Origin of the sequence: Nonomuraea sp. CA-141351 (genome assembly GCF_050944675.1) — a bacterium.
Lineage (GTDB): Bacteria > Actinomycetota > Actinomycetes > Streptosporangiales > Streptosporangiaceae > Nonomuraea.
The window spans coordinates 2,335,230-2,354,467 of sequence record NZ_CP191982.1 but is presented as its reverse complement, the minus strand read 5'-3'; the positions used below and the strand labels follow the sequence as shown (position 1 = coordinate 2,354,467).

Annotated in this window: 16 protein-coding genes; 6 read left to right on the top strand and 10 right to left on the bottom strand. The window is 68.5% G+C overall.

The genetic code is table 11. The features are described from left to right. Positions 1 to 124: 124 nt before the first annotated feature. On the bottom strand, positions 125 to 673 hold the full coding sequence (locus ACQPWU_RS11625; RefSeq protein WP_433439020.1) for a DivIVA domain-containing protein: 549 nt from the start codon (positions 671 to 673) through the stop codon (positions 125 to 127). Positions 674 to 762: 89 nt separating this feature from the next. Between ACQPWU_RS11625 and ACQPWU_RS11620 the strand changes: the two genes are divergently transcribed. From ACQPWU_RS11620 to ACQPWU_RS11610, 3 genes are read left to right on the top strand one after another with little or no spacing between them, the layout of a single operon-like run. After that, positions 763 to 1,518, top strand: coding sequence for an ABC transporter ATP-binding protein (locus tag ACQPWU_RS11620; RefSeq protein WP_433439017.1), 756 nt, complete (start codon positions 763 to 765; stop codon positions 1,516 to 1,518). Beyond that, complete coding sequence (locus ACQPWU_RS11615; protein WP_433439015.1) at positions 1,515 to 2,186, top strand: hypothetical protein; 672 nt, start codon at positions 1,515 to 1,517, stop codon at positions 2,184 to 2,186. Before ACQPWU_RS11620 ends, ACQPWU_RS11615 begins: the two co-directional genes overlap by 4 nt. Positions 2,187 to 2,232: 46 nt before the next feature. Further along, positions 2,233 to 2,931, top strand: coding sequence for an SGNH/GDSL hydrolase family protein (locus ACQPWU_RS11610; RefSeq protein WP_433439012.1), 699 nt, complete (start codon positions 2,233 to 2,235; stop codon positions 2,929 to 2,931). A 236-nt stretch (positions 2,932 to 3,167) separates the two neighbouring features. Here ACQPWU_RS11610 and rlmN read toward each other — a convergent pair whose 3' ends face one another. Next, on the bottom strand, positions 3,168 to 4,268 hold the full coding sequence (gene rlmN, locus ACQPWU_RS11605) for a 23S rRNA (adenine(2503)-C(2))-methyltransferase RlmN (RefSeq protein WP_433439010.1): 1,101 nt from the start codon (positions 4,266 to 4,268) through the stop codon (positions 3,168 to 3,170). Positions 4,269 to 4,375: 107 nt separating this feature from the next. Here rlmN and ACQPWU_RS11600 point away from each other — a divergent pair, with 107 nt between their 5' ends. Beyond that, entirely contained in the window at positions 4,376 to 5,398 is a 1,023-nt protein-coding gene (locus ACQPWU_RS11600; protein WP_433439007.1) for a suppressor of fused domain protein, read from the top strand. Here the strand turns inward: ACQPWU_RS11600 and ACQPWU_RS11595 are convergent, their stop codons facing one another. From ACQPWU_RS11595 to ACQPWU_RS11570, 6 genes are all read right to left on the bottom strand, one after another. Beyond that, positions 5,399 to 6,238, bottom strand: coding sequence for a phosphatidate cytidylyltransferase (locus tag ACQPWU_RS11595; RefSeq protein ID WP_433439005.1), 840 nt, complete (start codon positions 6,236 to 6,238; stop codon positions 5,399 to 5,401). Between the two features lie 204 nt (positions 6,239 to 6,442). Then, positions 6,443 to 7,000, bottom strand: a complete 558-nt coding sequence (gene frr, locus ACQPWU_RS11590) for a ribosome recycling factor (protein ID WP_360693974.1) — start codon at positions 6,998 to 7,000, stop codon at positions 6,443 to 6,445. A gap of 43 nt (positions 7,001 to 7,043) precedes the next feature. Then, the gene (gene pyrH / locus ACQPWU_RS11585; protein ID WP_360693998.1) at positions 7,044 to 7,742 is read right to left on the bottom strand and encodes a UMP kinase; all 699 of its coding nucleotides are present in this window, start codon (positions 7,740 to 7,742) and stop codon (positions 7,044 to 7,046) included. 224 nt (positions 7,743 to 7,966) lie between these two features. Further along, on the bottom strand, positions 7,967 to 8,800 hold the full coding sequence (tsf, locus tag ACQPWU_RS11580; protein ID WP_433439003.1) for a translation elongation factor Ts: 834 nt from the start codon (positions 8,798 to 8,800) through the stop codon (positions 7,967 to 7,969). 665 nt (positions 8,801 to 9,465) lie between these two features. Further along, positions 9,466 to 10,386, bottom strand: a complete 921-nt coding sequence (rpsB, locus tag ACQPWU_RS11575; RefSeq protein WP_433439001.1) for a 30S ribosomal protein S2 — start codon at positions 10,384 to 10,386, stop codon at positions 9,466 to 9,468. 884 nt (positions 10,387 to 11,270) lie between these two features. Then, the gene (locus ACQPWU_RS11570) at positions 11,271 to 11,879 is read right to left on the bottom strand and encodes an ArsR/SmtB family transcription factor (protein WP_433438999.1); all 609 of its coding nucleotides are present in this window, start codon (positions 11,877 to 11,879) and stop codon (positions 11,271 to 11,273) included. Positions 11,880 to 11,950: 71 nt separating this feature from the next. On the opposite strand from ACQPWU_RS11570, the gene ACQPWU_RS11565 reads away from it, so the two are divergent. Together ACQPWU_RS11565 and ACQPWU_RS11560 are read left to right on the top strand one after the other, a co-directional pair. Continuing rightward, a complete protein-coding gene (locus ACQPWU_RS11565) occupies positions 11,951 to 13,510 on the top strand; it encodes an MFS transporter (protein WP_433438996.1) in 1,560 nt (519 codons plus the stop codon). Positions 13,511 to 13,727: 217 nt separating this feature from the next. Continuing rightward, the gene (locus ACQPWU_RS11560; protein WP_433438993.1) at positions 13,728 to 15,041 is read left to right on the top strand and encodes a peptidoglycan DD-metalloendopeptidase family protein; all 1,314 of its coding nucleotides are present in this window, start codon (positions 13,728 to 13,730) and stop codon (positions 15,039 to 15,041) included. A 261-nt stretch (positions 15,042 to 15,302) separates the two neighbouring features. Here ACQPWU_RS11560 and ACQPWU_RS11555 read toward each other — a convergent pair whose 3' ends face one another. Both ACQPWU_RS11555 and dprA read right to left on the bottom strand, forming a co-directional pair. After that, complete coding sequence (locus tag ACQPWU_RS11555) at positions 15,303 to 16,169, bottom strand: tyrosine recombinase XerC (RefSeq protein ID WP_433445190.1); 867 nt, start codon at positions 16,167 to 16,169, stop codon at positions 15,303 to 15,305. 914 nt (positions 16,170 to 17,083) lie between these two features. Continuing rightward, a complete protein-coding gene (dprA, locus tag ACQPWU_RS11550) occupies positions 17,084 to 18,988 on the bottom strand; it encodes a DNA-processing protein DprA (protein ID WP_433438990.1) in 1,905 nt (634 codons plus the stop codon). Positions 18,989 to 19,238 lie beyond the last annotated feature (250 nt).

Sequence of the window (19,238 nt, the reverse complement as noted above, 5' to 3'; positions counted from 1 at the left end):
AGAGCACCAGGGTTTTGCGCCGGCGATGCAGTGAGCCGATGACCTTCCCGGTGACCGTGTCGAGAGCCGCGAACAGCGTGGTGGTACCCGAGCGCACGTTATGGTGGCTGCGACGCTCAGGACATTAGCTGCGCTGCTCCAGCACGTCCGCGATGCCCGCGAGGAAGGAGTCCACGTCCGAGATCAGGTAGCCGGACCTGAACAGCACGGTCGAGAACTTCGTCTCCCGCACGTCCTTGGCCGTCACGGGGAACTCGGTCGTCCCGCGCAGGGTGGCCACGATGCGGTCGAGGAAGGCGTCGATCTCGTCCTCGTTGTAGCCGGTGCCCATGCGACCCGGGCGGAAGGCCACCCGTTCGACGCGGGCCGCCTGGGTCTCGAACCACTCCTCGCGCAGCATCTCGCCGGTCGGCTCGGCCATGGCCAGCCGTACCGGCCGCTTGGCCTGGGTCTCCAGTGCCACCACGAACGCCTCCAAGGCGAAGTCGACCGCGGTCTCGTGATAGCCGCCGCGCTTGGCGCGGAACGTGGCCCGGCGCACTTCGTCGGCCGTGACGGGCGCCATGGCGTGCGGGCCCCTGCCGAGCGTCGACTCGATCCGCCCGATCAGGGCGTCGACCTCGGCGGGGTCATAGCCTGAACGCATACCCATGACGCGCGGAAAGCGATTCAAGCCCACTCCTTTGAGAACGTGCTGGGGGTGCCTCCATTGTGAGGCTCTTTATCACGACGATGCGACCCGACATATAGCGTTGCAGGATCATGCAGCTGTCCAAGGTCTCTTTCCGGTACCGAAGGCGTGGTCCTTTAGTCATCCAGGACGCCGACGCGCAGCTTGCCCCCGGCGACGTGATCGAGCTGACGGGCGTGAACGGGGCAGGCAAGTCGACCCTGCTCCGGCTCCTGTCCGGCCTCGCCCGGCCGACGACGGGCACGATCACCGGCCGCCCGGAGGTCGTCGGCTTCGCTCCCGACCGGTTCCCCACCGCCCAGCCGTTCACGGTGACCGCCTACCTGCGCCATATGGCCCGGGTACGGAGCGGCGCCCGCTGGGAGCCGTGGACCGAGCGCCTGCACATGGGCCACCTCCTCGACGTCCCTCTGGGCGAGCTGTCGAAGGGCAGCGCGCACAAGGTCGGCCTGGTCCAGGCGCTGATGGCTGAGCCGGGGCTGCTGATCCTGGACGAGCCGTTCGCCGGGCTCGACGCCGACACCCGCGAGGCGCTGCCCTCGGTCACCGCCGAGGTGGCGGGCCGCGGCGGCATCGTCATCGTCAGCGACCACCAGGGCGGCCTGCGCTCTCTTCCCGCCGTCCGGCACTGGTCGCTGGTGGACGGCCACCTCAAGGAGAGCACGGCGGCACCCCGCCCCGAACCGTCGGCGGGAATCGGCACCGTTCCCCAGGAGAGCCGGGACGCGGTGGTCGCCGTCACCGTACCCGCGGCCGAGCTTCACGACTTCCTCACCAGGATGCGCGGCGAGGGCTACCAGGCCCACGAGATCGAGGAGACCGGATGATCGCCCTGGCCGCGTTCCGCCTGGCCGCCTACGTCCGCTCGCACCGCGTGTACCAGGCACTCCTTCTGGCCCTGGCCCTGATGGCGATCGTCTACGGCAGCCGGGCGCCGAGGGGCGCGGAGGCCTCCGTGCTCACGGACGGCGCCGTACTGATCATTCCCGTCCTGGCCTGGGCCGCGAGGAGCCTCCTCGACACCGAGCCCGACCAGCAGCGCGAGATGTCCGCGATCCAGGCGGGCGGGCGGGGCAGGGAGGTGGCGGCGGGGCTGGTGGCGGCGTTCGCGACGTGTACGGTGCTCGCGGCGCTCAGCCTGGGCTGGGCCCTCCTTCTCGGCGTCAGCCAGGCCCCGACGGCCGGCGTGCTGACCGCCGTGCTCGTCCTGCACGCTCTGGCGACGCTGACCGGAACGGCGCTGGGCGCGCTCACCAGTCGCGCGGTCGTCAGCTCCCCCGCCGTCTCGATCATGGCGCTGCTGCTCGGGTTCCTGGCGATGCTGCTGCTCAGTGCCTCGTCCCTGCACTGGCTCACCGTGCCGCTCATCGCCTGGATGAAGGCGGCGAACGCAGGTCACCTCCTCGACCAGCTTCCCGAGCTCGCCTCCGTCTCCCTGATCTGGTGCCTGATCGGCCTCGGGGCGTACGTGTGGCTCCGCAGTAGGGTAGGTTAGTGAGCACTCACTCACCCTAGAGGAGGCAACGGTGAAGGTGATCTGCATGGGTGACAGCATCACCCGCGCACAGGTGAGCGCCGACTACGTGGCCATGCTCCGCGCGCGGCTGCCCGAGGCGACCGTGATCAATGCCGGGGTCAACTACGAGCCGTCCTCGGAAACGGTGAAGCGGCTCGACGACGTCGTCGGACAGGACCCGGACGTGGTGACCGTACTGATCGGCACCAACGACGCGAACTTCACGCTCAGCCCGAAGCTCGCCCAGACGCTACGCAAGCGTTGGAAGCTCTCGGCGGACCCGACCCCGGAGAGCTACGCCGCCAACCTCACCACCATCGCCAGGAGACTGCAGGACCAGACGATGGCCCGGGTGGCGCTGCTCTCCCTGCCGGTCATCGGCGAGGACCTCGGCTCGGTCCCGGTGCGGCGGACGGCCGAATACAGCGCGATCGTCCAGCAGGTCGCGGCGGACGAGGGCGTCACGTATCTGCCGCTCAACGAGCGGATGACCGCGTACCTGGAGGAGCAGGGCCGGACGCCCGGCACCCACTACCAGGAGCTGGGCCGGCTGCCGCAGACCGCCGCGATCCAGCACTTCCTGCTCCGCCGCAGCCTGGACGCCATCTCCAGGAGTCGCGGCCTCCGGCTCACCACCGACACCGTCCACCTGAACAGCCGGGGCGCCCGCATGGTCGCCGACCTGGTCGAGGGTTTCGTCACCCACTCGATAGCCCGCCGCTGACCGTCCCGGGGAAGCGCACCCCTGCGGCCCCATCCGTCTCGCGGCGGATCCGCGCGGACTCCCTGAGAAAGGGCCCACCCGACCGGCTTCACGCTGGGGGCTTGTCCGCTTGTCCATGCCTCCGAAGCCCTCCCAGGGCCTTAGCCACGCGCCCAGGAGCTCCGGAGCCCATCCCAGGGCCTCCACCACGCGCCCAGGAGCGGGGCCGTGGCGGGGTGGTCGGCGCGGGAGCGGGGTTACTCGGCGGCGGCGAGTTGGCCGCAGGCGCCGTCGATCTCGCGCCCGCGCGTGTCGCGCACCGTCACCGGCACGCCGTGGAACTCCAGCCGCCGCACGAACGCCCGCTCGTCCTCGGGCCGGGAAGCCGTCCACTTCGACCCGGGCGTCGGATTGAGCGGAATCAGGTTGACGTGCACGAGCTTGCCGCGGACCAGCTTGCCGAGCAGGTCGGCCCGCCACTCCTGGTCGTTGATGTCCTTGATCAGCGCGTACTCGATCGAGATGCGCCGCTTGGTCTTCGCCGCGTACGCCCAGGCGGCGTCGAGGACCTCGGACACCTTCCACCGCGTGTTGATCGGCACCAGCGTGTCACGCAGCTCGTCGTCGGGCGCGTGCAGCGACAGCGCCAGCGTGACGGGCAGCCCCTCGTCGGCGAGCTTGCCGATCGCGGGCACCAGACCGACCGTGGAGACGGTGACGCCGCGGGCCGAGATGCCGAGCCCGTGCGGCGCGGGCTCCACCATCCGGCGGACCGCCCCGATCACCGCCTTGTAGTTGGCCAGCGGCTCCCCCATGCCCATGAACACGACGTTGCTCACCCGCCCCGGCCCGCCGGGCACCTCTCCGGCCGCCAGCGCCCGGGCCCCGGCCACGACCTGCTCGACGATCTCGGCGGTGGACATGTTGCGGGTCAGCCCTGCCTGGCCGGTGGCACAGAACGGGCAGTTCATGCCACAACCGGCCTGCGACGACACGCACATCGTGACCCGGTCGGGATAGCGCATGAGCACCGACTCCACCAGCGCCCCATCGAACAGCCGCCACAGCGTCTTACGCGTCGTGCCCCTGTCGGTGGTCAGCTCCTTGACCGAGGTGAGCAGGTCCGGCAGCAGCTCGGCGAGCTTCTCGCGGGAGGCCGCGGGCAGGTCGGTCATCGCGCCGACGTCGGCGGTGAGGCGCTCGAAGTAGTGGCGGGAGAGCTGGTCGGCGCGGAACGCCTTCTCACCCAGCTCCGTGACCGCGGCCCGCCGGTCGGCCATCGACAGGTCGGCCAGGTGCCGTGCGGGCTTGGCCCGCCGGGGCGCGACGAAGGTGAGCTGGCCTGGAGGCTGGGACACGTTCCTGCCTTTGCTTGAGGGGCTGTCAATCAGGGTAATGAACGCTCGGATCGGAGGTGACATTCCTGCTCGCGTCATGGTCACCGCCCGATCTACAGTCATCTCGTATGGCGATTTTTCGGTCGGCATCTGGCGAGGGTGGCGCCGAGGTCGTGCTCGCCGTCGGCAACCCGTACGGTAGCCGGACGCTCGTGGTCGAGCGGGACGAGGACTCCTCGGTAGCTTACCTGTGCTCGCCGGACGGCACGGTTCATGGCGCCGTCTGGCTGGCCAACCATCGCCCCGCCCCCGCCCTGGTGGATCTGGCCAGGATCAACGCCGGCCTGCCGCCGCTGATGCCCAGGGCCAACACCGCCCATCCGGACGGCCGGAGGCCGCTCGGGCAGCTCACCGCGCTGTGGTTCGAGGAGGGGGACGGGGTCGCCCTGTACGAGGACGACGACCTGCTGGCGGTCATCCCCGGCTGGGCCGACATGAGCAGGGGCATGCCCGGTTACGCCCGTGACGCGGTGGGCGAATCGCCGTTCGCCTGGGCGCTCTCGGAGGCGCTCGAAGGGCTGCGGCCCCGCATCTCCAACGCCAGGTCCTACTGGCGCTGGCGGCACAGCGAGGGGTCGTGGCCGTCGTTCCAGCAGTTCGTGATGGGCCATCTGGACCGCGTGCTGGGGCCGGCGGGCAGGTACTGGGACGCCAGCGGCGAGCGGCTGCCGACCGTCGGGATCACCGAGCGTCCGCCGCGCCAGGGCCGCGACTTCACCGTGCTGTCCACGGTCGGGATGAGCTGCCAGCGCATGCCCACGGTCGAGCAGTGGATCGACAAGCCGGGCGCGTACGCCAGGATCGAGCTGGCCGTGGCGACCCGCGAGGACCCCCGGGACGCGGCGCTGCTGCTGGTGTGGCTGTCGCAGTATCCGTGGCACTCGGTCACGTGGCTGGGCCACGGGCACACGGCGAAGTGGTATCACGAGCCTTCGACGTTCCCGCTGGGGCCGCGGTATTCGGGCGTCCTGATGCTGGCCAACGCACCCCACATGCCCGACATGTCAGGATTCGCGTTCGGAGGGGAGGCCGTACGGTGGCTCTGGCTCTCGCCGGTCACCAGCGAGGCCCTGGAGGCCCAGCACCATTGACTAGAAGAACAGTGTCATCAGCAGCCAGACGGGCACCAGCGTCGTCACCAGCGAGTCGAGCCGGTCCATCAGGCCGCCGTGGCCGGGCAGGATGGTGCCCAGATCCTTGATCCCGAGATCCCGCTTGATCATCGACTCGACCAGGTCGCCCACGGTCGCCAGCAACGCCGCGAGCCCGCCGATCAGTGCCCCCTGCCAGATCGCGCCGTGCATCAGCCAGGTCACCAGCCAGGCCCCGACCGCCGTGCACGCGACCACCGACCCGGCGAACCCCTCCCAGGTCTTCTTCGGGCTGATCACCGTCATCTTGTGCCGGCCGAACAGCACCCCCGCGATGTAGCCGCCGATGTCGCTGGCCACGGTCACCGCGATGAAGATCAGCACCCGGTGGTCGCCGTCCGCGGTACGCAGCAACAGGGCCGCGAACGCCGCGAGCATCGACGGATAGAACAGCGTGAACACCGAGGCCGTCGCGTCGCGAACGTAGCCCTCGGTCCCTTCGCTGAACATGCGCCAGATCAGCAGCACGAACGCGAACATCGCGAACGTGGCCAGCAGCCACATCGGACCGCCCCAGTACGCCGCCGCCTGCATCGCCGCCATGCCCGCGACCACCGGCACGGCGGGCACCTTGATGTCGCGGGTCGCGAACGCCTTGGACAGCTCCAGCACGCCGACGCCCACGGCCCCGACGAGCACCAGGAGGAACAGCTCCTTGATCGTGTAGAGGGAGCCCAGGACGAGCGCGCCCAGCACCACACCGACCGCGATCGCGGCAGGCAGGTTCCTTCCGGTACGGCTGCCGCCGCTCGAGCTGGTGCCAGCCGTACGGTTATTCACAGAGTTCTCCAAGAGCCACGGCCCCCGCCCCTTGGGCGAGGGCCGTAGGTGCAAGAGCCGCTACCTGCGGCGGCCCACAGAACGCGGCCCACCATAGGTGCACAAACTGCCACCCGCGGCAGCCCGCTGAACACGACCCGCCGTAGGCGCAGGACTGCCACCCGCGGCGGCCCGCTCCACGCGGTCCACCCTGCGGCGTGCCGCTCAGACTTCGAGCAGCTCGGCTTCCTTGTGCTTGAGCAGCTCATCGATCTTCGCGACGTGCTTCTGGGTGAGGTCGTCGAGCTCCTTCTCGGCCCGCCTGACCTCGTCCTCCCCCGCCTCGCCATCCTTGATCATCTTGTCGAGGATCTCCTTGGCGGAGCGGCGGATGTTGCGTACCGACACCTTGGCGTGCTCGCCCTTGTTCCTGGCGACCTTGATGTACTCCTTGCGCCGCTCCTCGGACAACTCCGGGAACGTCACGCGGATCACCTGACCGTCGTCGGTGGGATTGACGCCGAGGTCGGAGTCGCGGATGGCCTTTTCGATGGCGCCCATCGAGCTCTTGTCGTAAGGCTGGATGAGGACCATGCGCGCCTCCGGCACATGGAACGACGCCAGCTGCTGGATGGGCGTCGGCGTGCCGTAGTACTCAGCGTTGATCTTGTTGAACATCGAGGGGGTGACGCGGCCCGTACGGATCGTCGCGAAGTCCTCCTTCGCGACCGAGACGGCCTTGTCCATTTTTTCCTCGGCTTCGAGGAGGGTTTCGTCGATCACAGCGGCTCCCTGTCTTCTAGCTGGCGGTGTCGGGCTCGCTCCCTCATTTGCCTGTGGGACTCACCAGCGTGCCGATTTTCTCACCGCGTACCGCTCGCAGGATGTTGCCCTCGCCCATGAGGTCGAAGACCACGATCGGCAGATCGTTGTCCTTGCACAGGCTGATCGCGGTGGCGTCCATGACCGCGAGGTCGCGGAGCAGCACCTCGCCGTAGTCAAGATGGTCGAACCTGACCGCGTCTGGATTCTTCCGTGGATCGGAGTCGTAGATCCCGTCCACCTGCGTCCCCTTGAGCAGCGCCTCGGCGCCGATCTCCAGGGCTCGCTGGGACGCCGCGGTGTCGGTGGAGAAGAACGGCGAGCCGAGCCCGGCGCCGAAGATGACCACGCGGCCCTTCTCGAGGTGCCTGATCGCGCGGCGCGGCAGGAACGGCTCGGCCACCTGCTGCATCGTGATGGCGGTCTGCACGCGCGTCTCGACGCCCCGCCGTTCGAGGAAGTCCTGGAGGGCGAGGCAGTTGATGACCGTGCCGAGCATGCCCATGTAGTCGGCTCTGGCGCGGTCTATGCCTCCTTGCGACAGGGTGGCGCCGCGGAACATGTTGCCCCCGCCGACCACGACCGCGACCTGCACGCCCTCCTTGACCGCCTCGGTGACCGAGTCGGCCAGATGATCGACTACCACCGGATCGATGCCCAGCGGCTCGCTCCCGGCGAACGCCTCTCCTGACAGCTTCAGCATCACCCGCTTCCACCTCAGCGGGCTGTTCGGGATTTGAGATGGGGAAGCCGCCGTCCGTGTGGATTCGTGGGCTGGCTCCCGGTGGTCCTGCACGGCGGCGGCCTCCTTCGTTCGGTGGGTCGGTAGAGCTGGTGGCTTCGTCACTTGCCTGCGCCGATGGCTTGCCTCAGCTGATGGGCTCTGCCCGGCTGACTGCTCGCCCTGGCTGGTGGGCTTGACTAAGCCTAAGCCTGACCGACCTTGAAGCGGACAAAGGCTTGCACCTCGACGCCGTTCTCCTCGGCGTACTTGCCCACGCTCTTCTTGTTGTCCTTGACGAAGGCCTGCTGGAGGAGCGTGAAGTCCTTGTACCAGCCGTTCACGCGGCCCTCGACGATCTTGCCGATGGCGGCCTCCGGCTTGCCCTCCTCGCGGGTCATCTCCTCGAAGAGCTTGCGCTCCTTGTCGACGACCTCGGCGGGCACGGCGGCGGGCTTGAGGTACTGCGGGGCCATCGCGGCGGCGTGCTGCGCGATGTCCTTGGCGACCTCGGAGTTCGGCTTGTCGAGCTGGACCAGCACGCCGACCGCCGGGGGCAGCGCCGGGTCGGTCTTGTGCATGTAAGCACCGATGTAGCCGCCCTCGAGCACCGCGAACCGGCGGATCTCGATCTTCTCACCGAGCGCGGCGTTGGCGACGTCGAGGTGCTCCTTGACGGTCTTGCCGTCGAAGGACGACTCGAGCAGCGTCGCCACGTCGGCGGGCTTGGTCTCGAGGATGTGCGCGACCACCTGGCCGGCGAGCTCCTGGAAGCGCTCGCCCTTGGCCACGAAGTCCGTCTCGCAGTTGAGCTCGAGCAGCGCGGCCGTGGAGTCGTCCTCCTGCTTGAGCGCGACGAGGCCGTTGGAGGCGGTGCGCTGCTCGCGCTTGCCCACGTCCTTGGCGCCCTTGAGGCGCAGCAGCTCGATCGCGCGGTCGAAGTCGCCCTCGGCCTCTTCCAGCGCCTTCTTGCAGTCCATCATGCCGGCAGCGGTGATCTCGCGAAGCCGCTTGACATCGGCCATGTTCACGGAAGCCATTGCTTTTCCTTGTGGGATTTCGTCGTCATCGTGGATCGGGTGGGCACCGGAGTCCGTTCGCCCACCCTGTGTCAGGTACGGCAGGCGCTTGCCGTACGGAAGCCTTTGTCTTGCGTCAGCCTTGGTCTTGCTCCTGGGGCCGGCTCGCCTGGCATACTGCCCAGCCTCACCCTGCCTTACCATCCTGGACCGACAGCGCCTAGCACCAACGCCACCCGGCCCAGCAGCCCGATCCAGGTCAGCGGCTCGACCCGAAGCCGGACCGCTGTGCCCCGATCCAGGCCCAGCTGCCCGACCAGGACCAACGCTCTCAGTCCGAGCCCAGCAGGTCCAACCCGACCGGAACCACCAGGCCCAATCTGAGCCCAGCAGCCCGACCCGTCCCGGCCAGCGCGCCCGATCCAGGCCCAGCAGCACGGGCCTTCGCCCGGCGAGCCTCCACTCAGCAGGACCACGGCCCTCGCCCGGCGAGTGTCCGCCTAGCAGGACCGTGGCCCCTTGCCTGGCAGTCGGAGCCGTCCCTTGCCCGACATCCGCCGAGTCAGGGAGACCCCTTGCCGTGCTGTACACCGGATCCGAGACCCGCGCCCTACCAGGCGTGGACACTCACCCCACCTGGCCGGCACGGGCCCGTACCCGGGTGCCTGCGGACCGGGACCTCGGCGTCAGGCCTGCTGCTCGGCGTCGCCCTCGGCAGCGGCGGCCTCGGGAGCAGCGACGCCCTCAGGAGCAGCCTCAGCCGTGGCCTCAGGAGCCTCAGGAGCCGCCTCCGCCGCGGGAGCGGGCGCTTCCGCCTCGGCCTGAGCCTCGCCGGTGCCCTGCTCGATGAGCTCGCGCTCCCACTCGGCCAGCGGCTCGGCGGCGGCCGGCTTCTCGTCACCGCGAGCGGCACCGGAGCGGGCCATCAGGCCGGCCGCGACACCGTCGGCGACGACCCTGGTCAGCAGGCCGACGGCGCGGATGGCGTCGTCGTTGCCCGGGATCGGGTAGTCGACCTCGTCGGGGTCGCAGTTGGTGTCGAGGATCGCGACGACAGGGATGCCAAGCTTCTTGGCCTCGCTGATCGCGATGTGCTCCTTCTTGGTGTCGACCACCCACACCGCGCTGGGCACGCGGCCCATGTCACGGATGCCGCCCAGCGTGCGCTCGAGCTTGTCCTTCTCGCGGCGCCGCATGAGGAGCTCCTTCTTGGTGAGCCCCGAGCCCGCGACGTTGTCGAAGTCGAGCTCCTCGAGCTCCTTCAGCCGCTGAAGCCTCTTGTGCACGGTGGAGAAGTTGGTGAGCATGCCACCCAGCCAACGCTGGTTGACGTACGGCATGCCGACCCGGGCGGCCTGCTCGGAGATGGCCTCCTGAGCCTGCTTCTTGGTGCCGATGAACAGAATGGTGCCGCCGTGGGCGACCGTCTCCTTGACGAAGTCGTAGGCGCGGTCGATGTACGAGAGCGACTTCTGCAGGTCGATGATGTAGATGCCGTTGCGCTCGGTGAAGATGAACCGCTTCATCTTCGGGTTCCAGCGCCGGGTCTGGTGACCGAAGTGAACGCCGCTCTCGAGCAGCTGTCGCATGGTGACGACGGGGGCCATGTGCTGGTCCTCCAGGTCTTGGCGCCCTGCGGAAGGGCGCGGTTCTCGGTTGTGCCGCGACAGCGCATAGTCTGCCGCCCTGATGCCCCGAAACCTCGCCAGCCGGGCACGTGGCCCGGACCGATGGCGCGGTCCGCGATGAGGCATGCGAAGTCGGCCTGTGGTCACAGGCCACCGAAAAGTCTACCTCCCACACCAGCCCAGCCTGACCGTCAGCCGTCAAACAGCCACCTCTCACCCCTCTGCCACCACACCGGCGCCATCACGATTACCCAGGCATCGCGCCAAGAGCCGCACGCCACCGCGCAAGCCGCCCATGGGGGCTTCGCCTGCCCCTCGGCGTACTCGACGAAGAGCACACCGACCCCCCGGGGGCGACCCTAAACCAACTCCGGGACCGCACTCGACACCCCTCAAGCCCCCACCCCTGAAGTCAGGGGGCGGCCGACACGCCCAACGCACCCACCTCCCCTGAAGTCGAGAGCGAACCCAAACGGCCGACGCGCTCGACACACCTTCATCCCCCCGCCACCCCGGAAGTCAGGGAGTGGCCGACGCACCCGACGCACCTTCACTCACCTCCCCTGAAGTCGAGAGAACCCAAACGACCGGCACGTTCAACGCACCTTCACCCCGCCAACGCCGAAGCCGGGGGGCCAACCCAGACACCAGCCCGGAACGCACTCGACACACCCTCAACCCACCCCCTGAAGTCGGGGAGCGGACCCGAACAGCCGACGCGCAAGACACACCCTCACCCCCGACACCAAAGGCGGGGAGCGGACCCGAAAGGCCTACTCCGGCGCCACGCTCGACGGCCCCCATCCCACCAAACGCGGTCAGCCGTCCGACCGACGGATCCAGCGAGCAGCGGGACAATCAGCTCAGCGCGCCGAGTCGTGATCCTCAGTAGGGAGCCCCTGCACGGGCCTCTTCGGCACGGGAAAGAGGTTGACCTGCACTTCGGCGACCCTGGCCCCGCTCGGCGCGTCCTTCTCATCACGGTGGCGAGCGAGGTACGGCGCGATCAGCTTCTCGATCGACTCGTTGAGCCGGGCCATCTCTTCGGCGTCGACCCTGATCCGCGTACGGCTGAACCGGGTGGCATCCCGCCACTCGGCGGAATCCCTTTCGACCTGGGCCAGCGCGCGATCCGCCTCTTCGTTGGCATCCCGGCGGAGCGCCAGCATCAACGACACCTTGGCATCCCGCACATCCGGTTGATCGCCGGGCAAGGACGCGACGCTGAGCTGCGCGTTCGCGGTCTTCCACAGCCGCTCCCTACCGTCCCCTCGCGGCGGCGCGTCCTCAACGAACCCGTATTTGGCCAGCATGCGCAGGTGGTAGCTGGCGGCGCTGGGCGTGATCCCCGCAATCTCGGCCACTTCGGTGGCGGTAGCGCTCCCCTCGACGCCCAGCCGGTTGAGGATCATCAGACGCGCCGGGTGGGCCAGCGCCCGCATCGCCTTGGGATCACTGAGCCCCTCACTCATGCGGCCAAGATTACCCCGCTCCGAGATCTGAAGCATTGCTTTCATAATCATGAAGGATTATCTTCACAGTTATGAAGCGTTCCCTTCACAACTCCGGCACACCCCCTCGCATCCCCCAGCACAGCCTCGCCACCCACGCCGGCAACCCAGAGCACGCCGTCGAGACACACCACTGCGAACCGGACCACGAGCTCACCACCCAGCTCCATCACCCCGGCCACAACCCGACCGCCCATGACCGCAGCTCGAACGATCACAACCCCGACGCGGACGGAAGCTACATAAGGGACGGAAGCGACGTAAGCGACACAGGCTCGACCGAACCACCCCCGCTCAGAAAGCAGCGCGACTACCGCCTCCTCTGGACGGCCCGCACCATCTCGGTCACCGGCTCAGAGGTGTCCAAGCTGGCCATCCCCCTGACCGCGGTGACCCTGCTGACCGCCTCCCCCTCCCAGATGGGACTGCTGACGGCCGCGGCCTCGGTGCCCGCTCTCCTGTTCGGCCTCCAGTCAGGTGCCATCGCTGACAGGCTCACCCGGCACCGCCCGCTGATGATCGTCTGCGAGCTCGTATCGTGCGCGGCCGCCGCCACGGTCCCCGTCGCCTGGCTTCTCGGCCTCCTCAACGTCGGCTGGTTGATCACTGTTGCCCTGGTGATCGGCTCGGCCGGAGTGCTCTTCAAAGCGGCGAACTTCCCCCATGTCGCAGCAGTGGTCGCGCCCTCCCAGCGAACCGAGGCGATGGCCGGCTTCCATGCCTCCTACTCGGTGGCCTCGGTCAGCGGGCCCAGCCTGGCGGGTCTCTTGGTGCAACTCCTCACGGCCCCGCTGGCCGTACTCGCTGAGGCGCTGTCCTTCCTGACCTCGGCCCTCTTACTCCGCGCCATCCGGACCCCGGAGAAGAACGAGCCGGCAACCTCCCGAGGCATGTGGCGCGACGTCATGGAAGGACTCCGGACCAGCGTCACCCACCCCGTCCTCCGCGCCCTCCTGGGCGCAGGCGTCACGATCAACTTCTTCGCGATGGCGTACACAGCCGTCTACATGCTCTACATGGTCAACACACTGAACATCCCCAAGGCCCTGATAGGCGTCCTCATCGCCTTGAGCGGCATCGGCGGCCTGGTGGGTGCCTGGGTCACGGCTCGTCTGTCCAAGCGTTACGGCGAGAACCGCATCATGCTCTTCTCGGTGCTCTTCTTCCCCATCGAAATCCTCGCGGTAGGACTGCTGACCGGCCCTCTGTGGTGGAAACTCTCACTGCTCGCGCTAGCCGGAACGATCACCGGCGGCATCGTCGTAGCCTTCGCCACCTGCATGGGCGCCATCGCCCTCCGCGAAACCACCCCAGAGCTCCGCGGCCGAGTGAACGCCACCATGACCTTCGCCGTGCAGGGCGTCCTGGCTCTCGGCGGCATAGCTGGAGGCGTCCTGGCCGATTTCCTCGGGCTACGCCCGGTGATCCTCATCTGCGCGGCAGGCATAGCCCTGAGCGCCATCTGGATCTGGACGTCTCCCCTACGCCCGCACCTCCGACGCCCCGCGCCCACAACAACACCGGGCACTGACCCTACGTCGCCTCAAGACGTGGATTCCTGGATCACTTCCAAGCGCCGTTCAATCCTCTGACCACACCAACCGCCCTGCCGCAGCCGCCCAAGGTCACTGTCACAACCGTCACCGACCTGTACGACCCAGCGTCCGGCAGCCCAATCATCGCAGCGCTTCACCCCGCCCAAGCCATCACCCGTCGAGTTATCCACAGCCCATCAACTGCGGCTTCGCTCCATCCACAGAATCCCGTTCGCCTTCCCGCCACCCCGGCGCGACCAACCACACTCGCGCCATGAACTCCCGCCGAAACCCCACCCCAACACCCCACCTGTCACCATCACCGACCCGCCACCCCTCAGCCACCCCCGTGCCTCCAAATGCCCATGGCCGGCCCCACCACCCCGCGGAGCGCGACACACACGCATCCACCCCGGACAACCACCCGCGCCTCCTCCGCCCCCGGGCGACAAGGCAGGAAGTCCACCCCCGCAGAACAAGACAGCCAGACCAACGCTCCCACCCCGAGCTGCCCGTCCACCGTCGCCTCAAGCCGACCAGAGAAGCCCTGACAGCACTAACCCTGCTCTTCGCCGCCGCGATGATCTTCTTCCCGGCTCTCCCGGCAAGGGCCTCTCCACCCACCTGGCGCTGGCCGTTGGACGGGCACCCCCGCATCCTGCGCCGCTTCACCCCACCACCCGAGCCATGGCTCGCCGGACACCGCGGCCTCGACCTGGCCGCCCCCGCAGCCACCCCGGTCCTGGCGGCGGGACCGGGCACGGTTCGCTTCGCCGGCCCCGTAGCCGGAAGGGGGGTGATCACCGTCGAGCACGAGGGCGGCCTCCGGACGACGTACCTCCCTGTCAAAGCGTCGGTACGCCGAGGCCAACCCGTCACCTCAGGATCCAGACTTGGCGTCCTAGAAGCCTCGACAGGTCACTGCCAGGAGTCCTGTCTGCATTGGGGCCTCCTCCGACGCGGCACCCACTACCTCGATCCCCTCCTGCTCCTGGGTCACGCCCCCATCCGCCTCCTCCCCTTCTGGCCCATGAATCAGAACGACTTCGGGCCGGTAGACGCGGACACTCTCGGGCAGCCGGCGGCCGGCAGCGAGAGCACGCCGCCCCTCAGCCAGCAACAATCAAGATCCCCAACCGCTCCCCGCCCTCTACCCCCAGGACATCCCACAGCCCTCGCCCTGACCCCAGCAAGGCCAACCCTGACCGCGAACACCGCCGGAAACGCACCACCACCACCCCCTCATCACTATCTGCCAAACCCACAACCACCACTCCCTCACGACGGCCTGCCAGTCCCACAGCAACCACCCCTGACGACCTCGAACGCCACCACGCCGACCGCCTCGAGGCAGCGACAGAGACCCGCCCCTCAGACCACGAACCTCGGTTTCCTGCCCCGCTCAGCCTCCACTCCCGCGACACCCGCCATCGCTCTGGGCGCACTGCTCGGGATAGCCCTCCTGATCACAGCCCTACGCCGCCACCGACGTACCCGAACAGCTCAGCACACGCAGAGAGGAGGCCAACACCGCAGGCACCGCCACAGAAGAAGGCCCCGAAAACACCGCCACCCGCCCTCGCAATGAGCGGAGGAGGACTCACCAGCGAGCAAGGCCATCAACCCAAAGCCCAATGCCAGGACAACCACTTCCGCCCCTAGAGACGGCCGGCCTTACCTGGAAGGAGTGCACCAATACCAAAACGCGAGCCAACGAGGTCGACCAGCACCAAGAAGGGACTGAAGAGAGCCAACAGCGAACTCGAAGATCGATCAGCGGCGCGCCCAGTCACCACCCCGGACCTCCCCAACCGCGGTAACGGTGCGACGTCTGCGCGAGTCCCAGCCATCAGGCCCTCGGATGCGCCTGCCGATACGCCGCCCTCAAACGCTCAATCGAGACATGCGTGTAGATCTGCGTGGTGTTCAGTGACGCGTGCCCGAGCAATTCCTGCACACTTCGCAGATCCGCACCGCCCTCGAGCAAGTGAGTCGCCGCGCTGTGCCGCAACCCATGCGGCCCCATGTCCGGCACCCCGTCCACCTGAGCCAGCCGCGCATGCACCACTCGCCGAACGGTCCCCGCATCGATGCGCCCACCCCGTACCCCAAGGAAGAGAGCAGCACCTGACCGAGCCCGCACCCACAACGGCCGCCCGTGAATGCACCACCTGTCCACCGCCCGGAGAGCAGGCAGCCCAAACGGCACAGATCGTTCCTTACGCCCCTTGCCCAGCACCCTGACGACGCGCCGATCCCGATCGACATCATCGACATCCAGCGCACACAGCTCACTCACCCGCACACCAGTGGCGTACAGCAGCTCGAGGATGGCCTGATCCCGCAGTTCCTTGGGCTCCACAGTCGAAGGCACCTCCAGGACCGCCTGCGCCTGCTCCTGATCGAGCACGGAAGGCAGCGGCCGTGTCGCCTTGGCGCTTCCCAGCAGCAATCCGGGATCCGCGGCCAGCCAACCGCGGCGATGGCAGTAAGCGGTAAAGGTACGAACGCAGGCGGTCCGCCGCGCCAAAGTGGCCCGAGCCTTCCCCGCGCGGTGCTGCTCAGCCAGCCACTCTCGCAGCACCCCGATGTCAAGCCCCTCGAGCCGCCCATCCACGTGATCAAGCAGCGAGTTCACGTCAGCCAGGTACGCCCGCACCGTATGCGGCGAAAGATCCCTCTCAAACCGCAGATGCCGACCAAACTCCGCCACCACTTCGTCCCACCCAACATTCGGATTCATCCCCAAACCGATATCTCCCTCCGCACCCGAGATTCCCACCCACAGCTCTCTCACCACCGCTCCTGACGACAGCCCCGTCAGCTGACTGCCTTCTCACAAGAAACACCCTCGCACCCTTACCAACGAAGTGCCCGACGCGCGCAGTGACTTCGAATCGCCGCCACCTCACGTGCCACCGGCACCACCACCTCACAGAACCCCACCCCAAGGACCGCCACACCGCTGCCCGCCGCCACCTCAAGGGACTCCCAAATCGCCGGCCGCCGCCGCGAGAGACCCCACATCGCCGCTCACCGCCACCTCAAGGGGCCCCAAGCCGCCACCCACCGCCACCAGCTGGGACCCAAGCCGCCGCCCGTCAGGCCAAGCTCCCGGACTTGGCCGAACCACCCCTCGTACGGGCGGAAACCCTCAGGGTCGGCCAGGCGTCGCCCCTCCGCCCCCCGCCGGACACCACCCCTCGAACGAGCCGAAACCCTCAAAACCAGCCAGGCGTCCTCTCGGACCCCGCCGAACACAACCCTCGTACGGGCGGAAACCCTCAGAGCCGGCCAGCCATCGCCCCTCCGGACCCCGCCGAACACACCCCTCGAACGAGCCGAAACCCTCAAAACCAGCCAGGCGTCCTCTCGGACCCCGCCGAACACAACCCTCGTACGGGCGGAAACCCTCAGAGCCGGCCAGCCATCGCCCCTCCGCCCCCCGCCGAACACCACCCCGCGAACGAGACGAGAGCCCCCGGGACCCGGCTGGTCATCCCTCGTCTGGCCGGGCGCGCCCATGCCCTAGCCAGCCCGAAGTCCTTCGGACCCACCCAGACGTCCTTCTCGGATGCGGACGTTCCTTGCTTGGCCTCAACGGCACCCCCCAGCTAAGACCGGCCGTATTTAGGGGCGGAAATCGTCGTCCGGAAATGGGGGGTCGTCGGTTGGGTCGGGCTCTGGCGTAGGTGGCGGTTCAAGGATCGCGGAGTCTGGGGCTTTGCGGTAGGAGGCCGTTTGCTTGTGCAGGCGCCAGCCGTTCGTGGTTCGTTCTATGTAGCCTGCGGCTGCTAGGCCGCCAAGAGCGCTCAAGGCGGTGTCCAGGCTTACGCCTGCGGCGACCGCAATGGATGCTGGGCCTGCACCGCCTCGGGAGGGGATCGCGTCCAGGACCTTACGGGTGGTCTCGTTGAGTTTGTCTCTGGGGACCGCCGGGGCCCGGGTCTGAGAGGCCAGGTCGTCGCCTATCACGCCAACGAGGTCGATCATTTCCTCCGGTGAGGTGACGCATACGGCTTTGCGTTCGCGGAGGAGTTTGTGGCAGCCCGCTGACATGTTCGACGTGATCGGGCCGGGGACTGCGCCCAGGTGCCTGTTGAGGGACAGGGCGTGGGCAACTGTGTTGAGAGCGCCGCTGCGCAGGGCTGCTTCCACCACTACCGTGCCCCTCGACAGGGCGGCTATCAGGCGGTTCCTGATCAGGAAACGGGCTCGGGTGGGGTGGACGCCGGGCGGGCACTCGCTGACCACAACGCCCTGGCCTCTGGCGGCGGCGAACAACGTGTCGTGGCCCGCCGGGTAGCAGACGTCCACGCCGCAGGCGAGGACGACCACCGTCGGCGAGTCGCCGGCCAGGGCGCCTCGGTGGGCCGCGCCGTCCACGCCGTAGGCGCCTCCGGACACCACGGTCCAGCCTGATTCGCTGAGGCCGACGCCGAACTCGGCAGCGATGTGGGTGCCGTACGACGTGGCGGCTCTGGCCCCGACCACCGCCACGGATTTGAGGCAGGAGAAGCGGAGGTCGGCCGTACCGTGGAGCCACAGGCCAAGGGGACGGCCGGCGCCCAGCTGGTCTAGTTGGGTGGGCCATTCGGGGCTGCCGGGAATGATCAATCTGGCTCCGGATTTCTCACCGGCTTCGAGGTCCGCTGCCGGGTTGGCGGCCACCAAGCGGGCGTGCCAGGCATTCAGGCGGGCAACCAGGTCGGGGGCGCGGCCTTGCTGGGCTTCCCGGGCTCGCTCGGCCTCTTGGGTTGCGAACTCGGGCGGCAGGGCGCGTGCGCGAATCGCCTCCACTGCAGTTGGAGCGCCGTACTGCATTACCAGGCGACCCATGATCGGGTCCCCGACGTCGGCGGCCCTCATGAGAGCGGCTCTGGCCTCAGCCTCGATCTGGGACTGGCTCTCGGTCTGGCTCTGGGTCTGGGCCTCGGTCCGTCTCTGGGTCTGGGCCTCGGTGTGGGTCTCGGTCTCGGTCTGAGCCTGAGACTGAGACCGGGTCTGGCTCTGGCGCTGGCGCTCTCGTTGGGTCTGGATCTCGGGTCGGGTCTGTGCGGGGTGGGGTTTGGCCTGTGCGGACTGGGGTTGGGTCCGCATGGCGGGGTCCGCGCCTATGCCAACGCCAGCGGCAGTAGCGGTGTCCACGCCGATGCCCATACCTGTGGGGGTGGCGGTGCCGTTGGGGGTGCCCATGCCGGTGGGGGTGCCCATGCCGGTGGGGGTGCCCATGCCGGTGGGGGTGGCGGTGCCGGTGGGGGTGGCGGTGCCGGTGGGGGTGGCGGTGCCCACGCCGATACCCATGCCCATGTCCATGCCGGTGGCAGTGGCGGAGGCGGAAGCGGTGCTGGTGTCTGCGCCGACGGCGGACGTGATGCCGGTGGCGGAGCTGGTGGAGGTGGACGCGTCAATGGAGATGCTGGTGGAAGCGTCTCTAGGGGTGACGGTGCTGTCAGTGGTGCCGGCGCTGCCCCGGGCCGAGGTGGCTTCTGGGGAGCCGCCGGCAACGGCTCCTTCCGCAAGGACCCCTGTCACGCTGCCGTCCGGTGCTGGGCTGGGCAGGGCCTCAGTCGAAGTCGTACCAGGGGCAGCGGCTGGTGAAGGCGCGGGATGCGCGTGTGCTTCTGAGGGCGGGGCGGACATGAGGCCTCCTATAGGGATGCAGGGCTGCTAGAGGTGGTGTGGGCCGTGACGCCAGCTGGACCAGCTGCCGGGGACTCGGAACCTGTGAGACCGCGCGATGTGTGCTGGGGGTGAAGGTCCAACCCGACGCCGCGATCCAGGA

Coding starts and splice junctions, on each gene's coding strand:
- ACQPWU_RS11560 (WP_433438993.1), top strand. CDS start 13,728: ATGAACTCCCGCCGAAACCCCACCCCAACACCCCACCTGTCACCATCA.
- tsf (WP_433439003.1), bottom strand. CDS start 8,800: ATGGCTTCCGTGAACATGGCCGATGTCAAGCGGCTTCGCGAGATCACC.
- ACQPWU_RS11570 (WP_433438999.1), bottom strand. CDS start 11,879: ATGAGTGAGGGGCTCAGTGATCCCAAGGCGATGCGGGCGCTGGCCCAC.
- rpsB (WP_433439001.1), bottom strand. CDS start 10,386: ATGGCCCCCGTCGTCACCATGCGACAGCTGCTCGAGAGCGGCGTTCAC.
- ACQPWU_RS11565 (WP_433438996.1), top strand. CDS start 11,951: ATGAAGCGTTCCCTTCACAACTCCGGCACACCCCCTCGCATCCCCCAG.
- ACQPWU_RS11615 (WP_433439015.1), top strand. CDS start 1,515: ATGATCGCCCTGGCCGCGTTCCGCCTGGCCGCCTACGTCCGCTCGCAC.
- ACQPWU_RS11610 (WP_433439012.1), top strand. CDS start 2,233: ATGGGTGACAGCATCACCCGCGCACAGGTGAGCGCCGACTACGTGGCC.
- pyrH (WP_360693998.1), bottom strand. CDS start 7,742: ATGCTGAAGCTGTCAGGAGAGGCGTTCGCCGGGAGCGAGCCGCTGGGC.
- ACQPWU_RS11600 (WP_433439007.1), top strand. CDS start 4,376: ATGGCGATTTTTCGGTCGGCATCTGGCGAGGGTGGCGCCGAGGTCGTG.
- ACQPWU_RS11620 (WP_433439017.1), top strand. CDS start 763: ATGCAGCTGTCCAAGGTCTCTTTCCGGTACCGAAGGCGTGGTCCTTTA.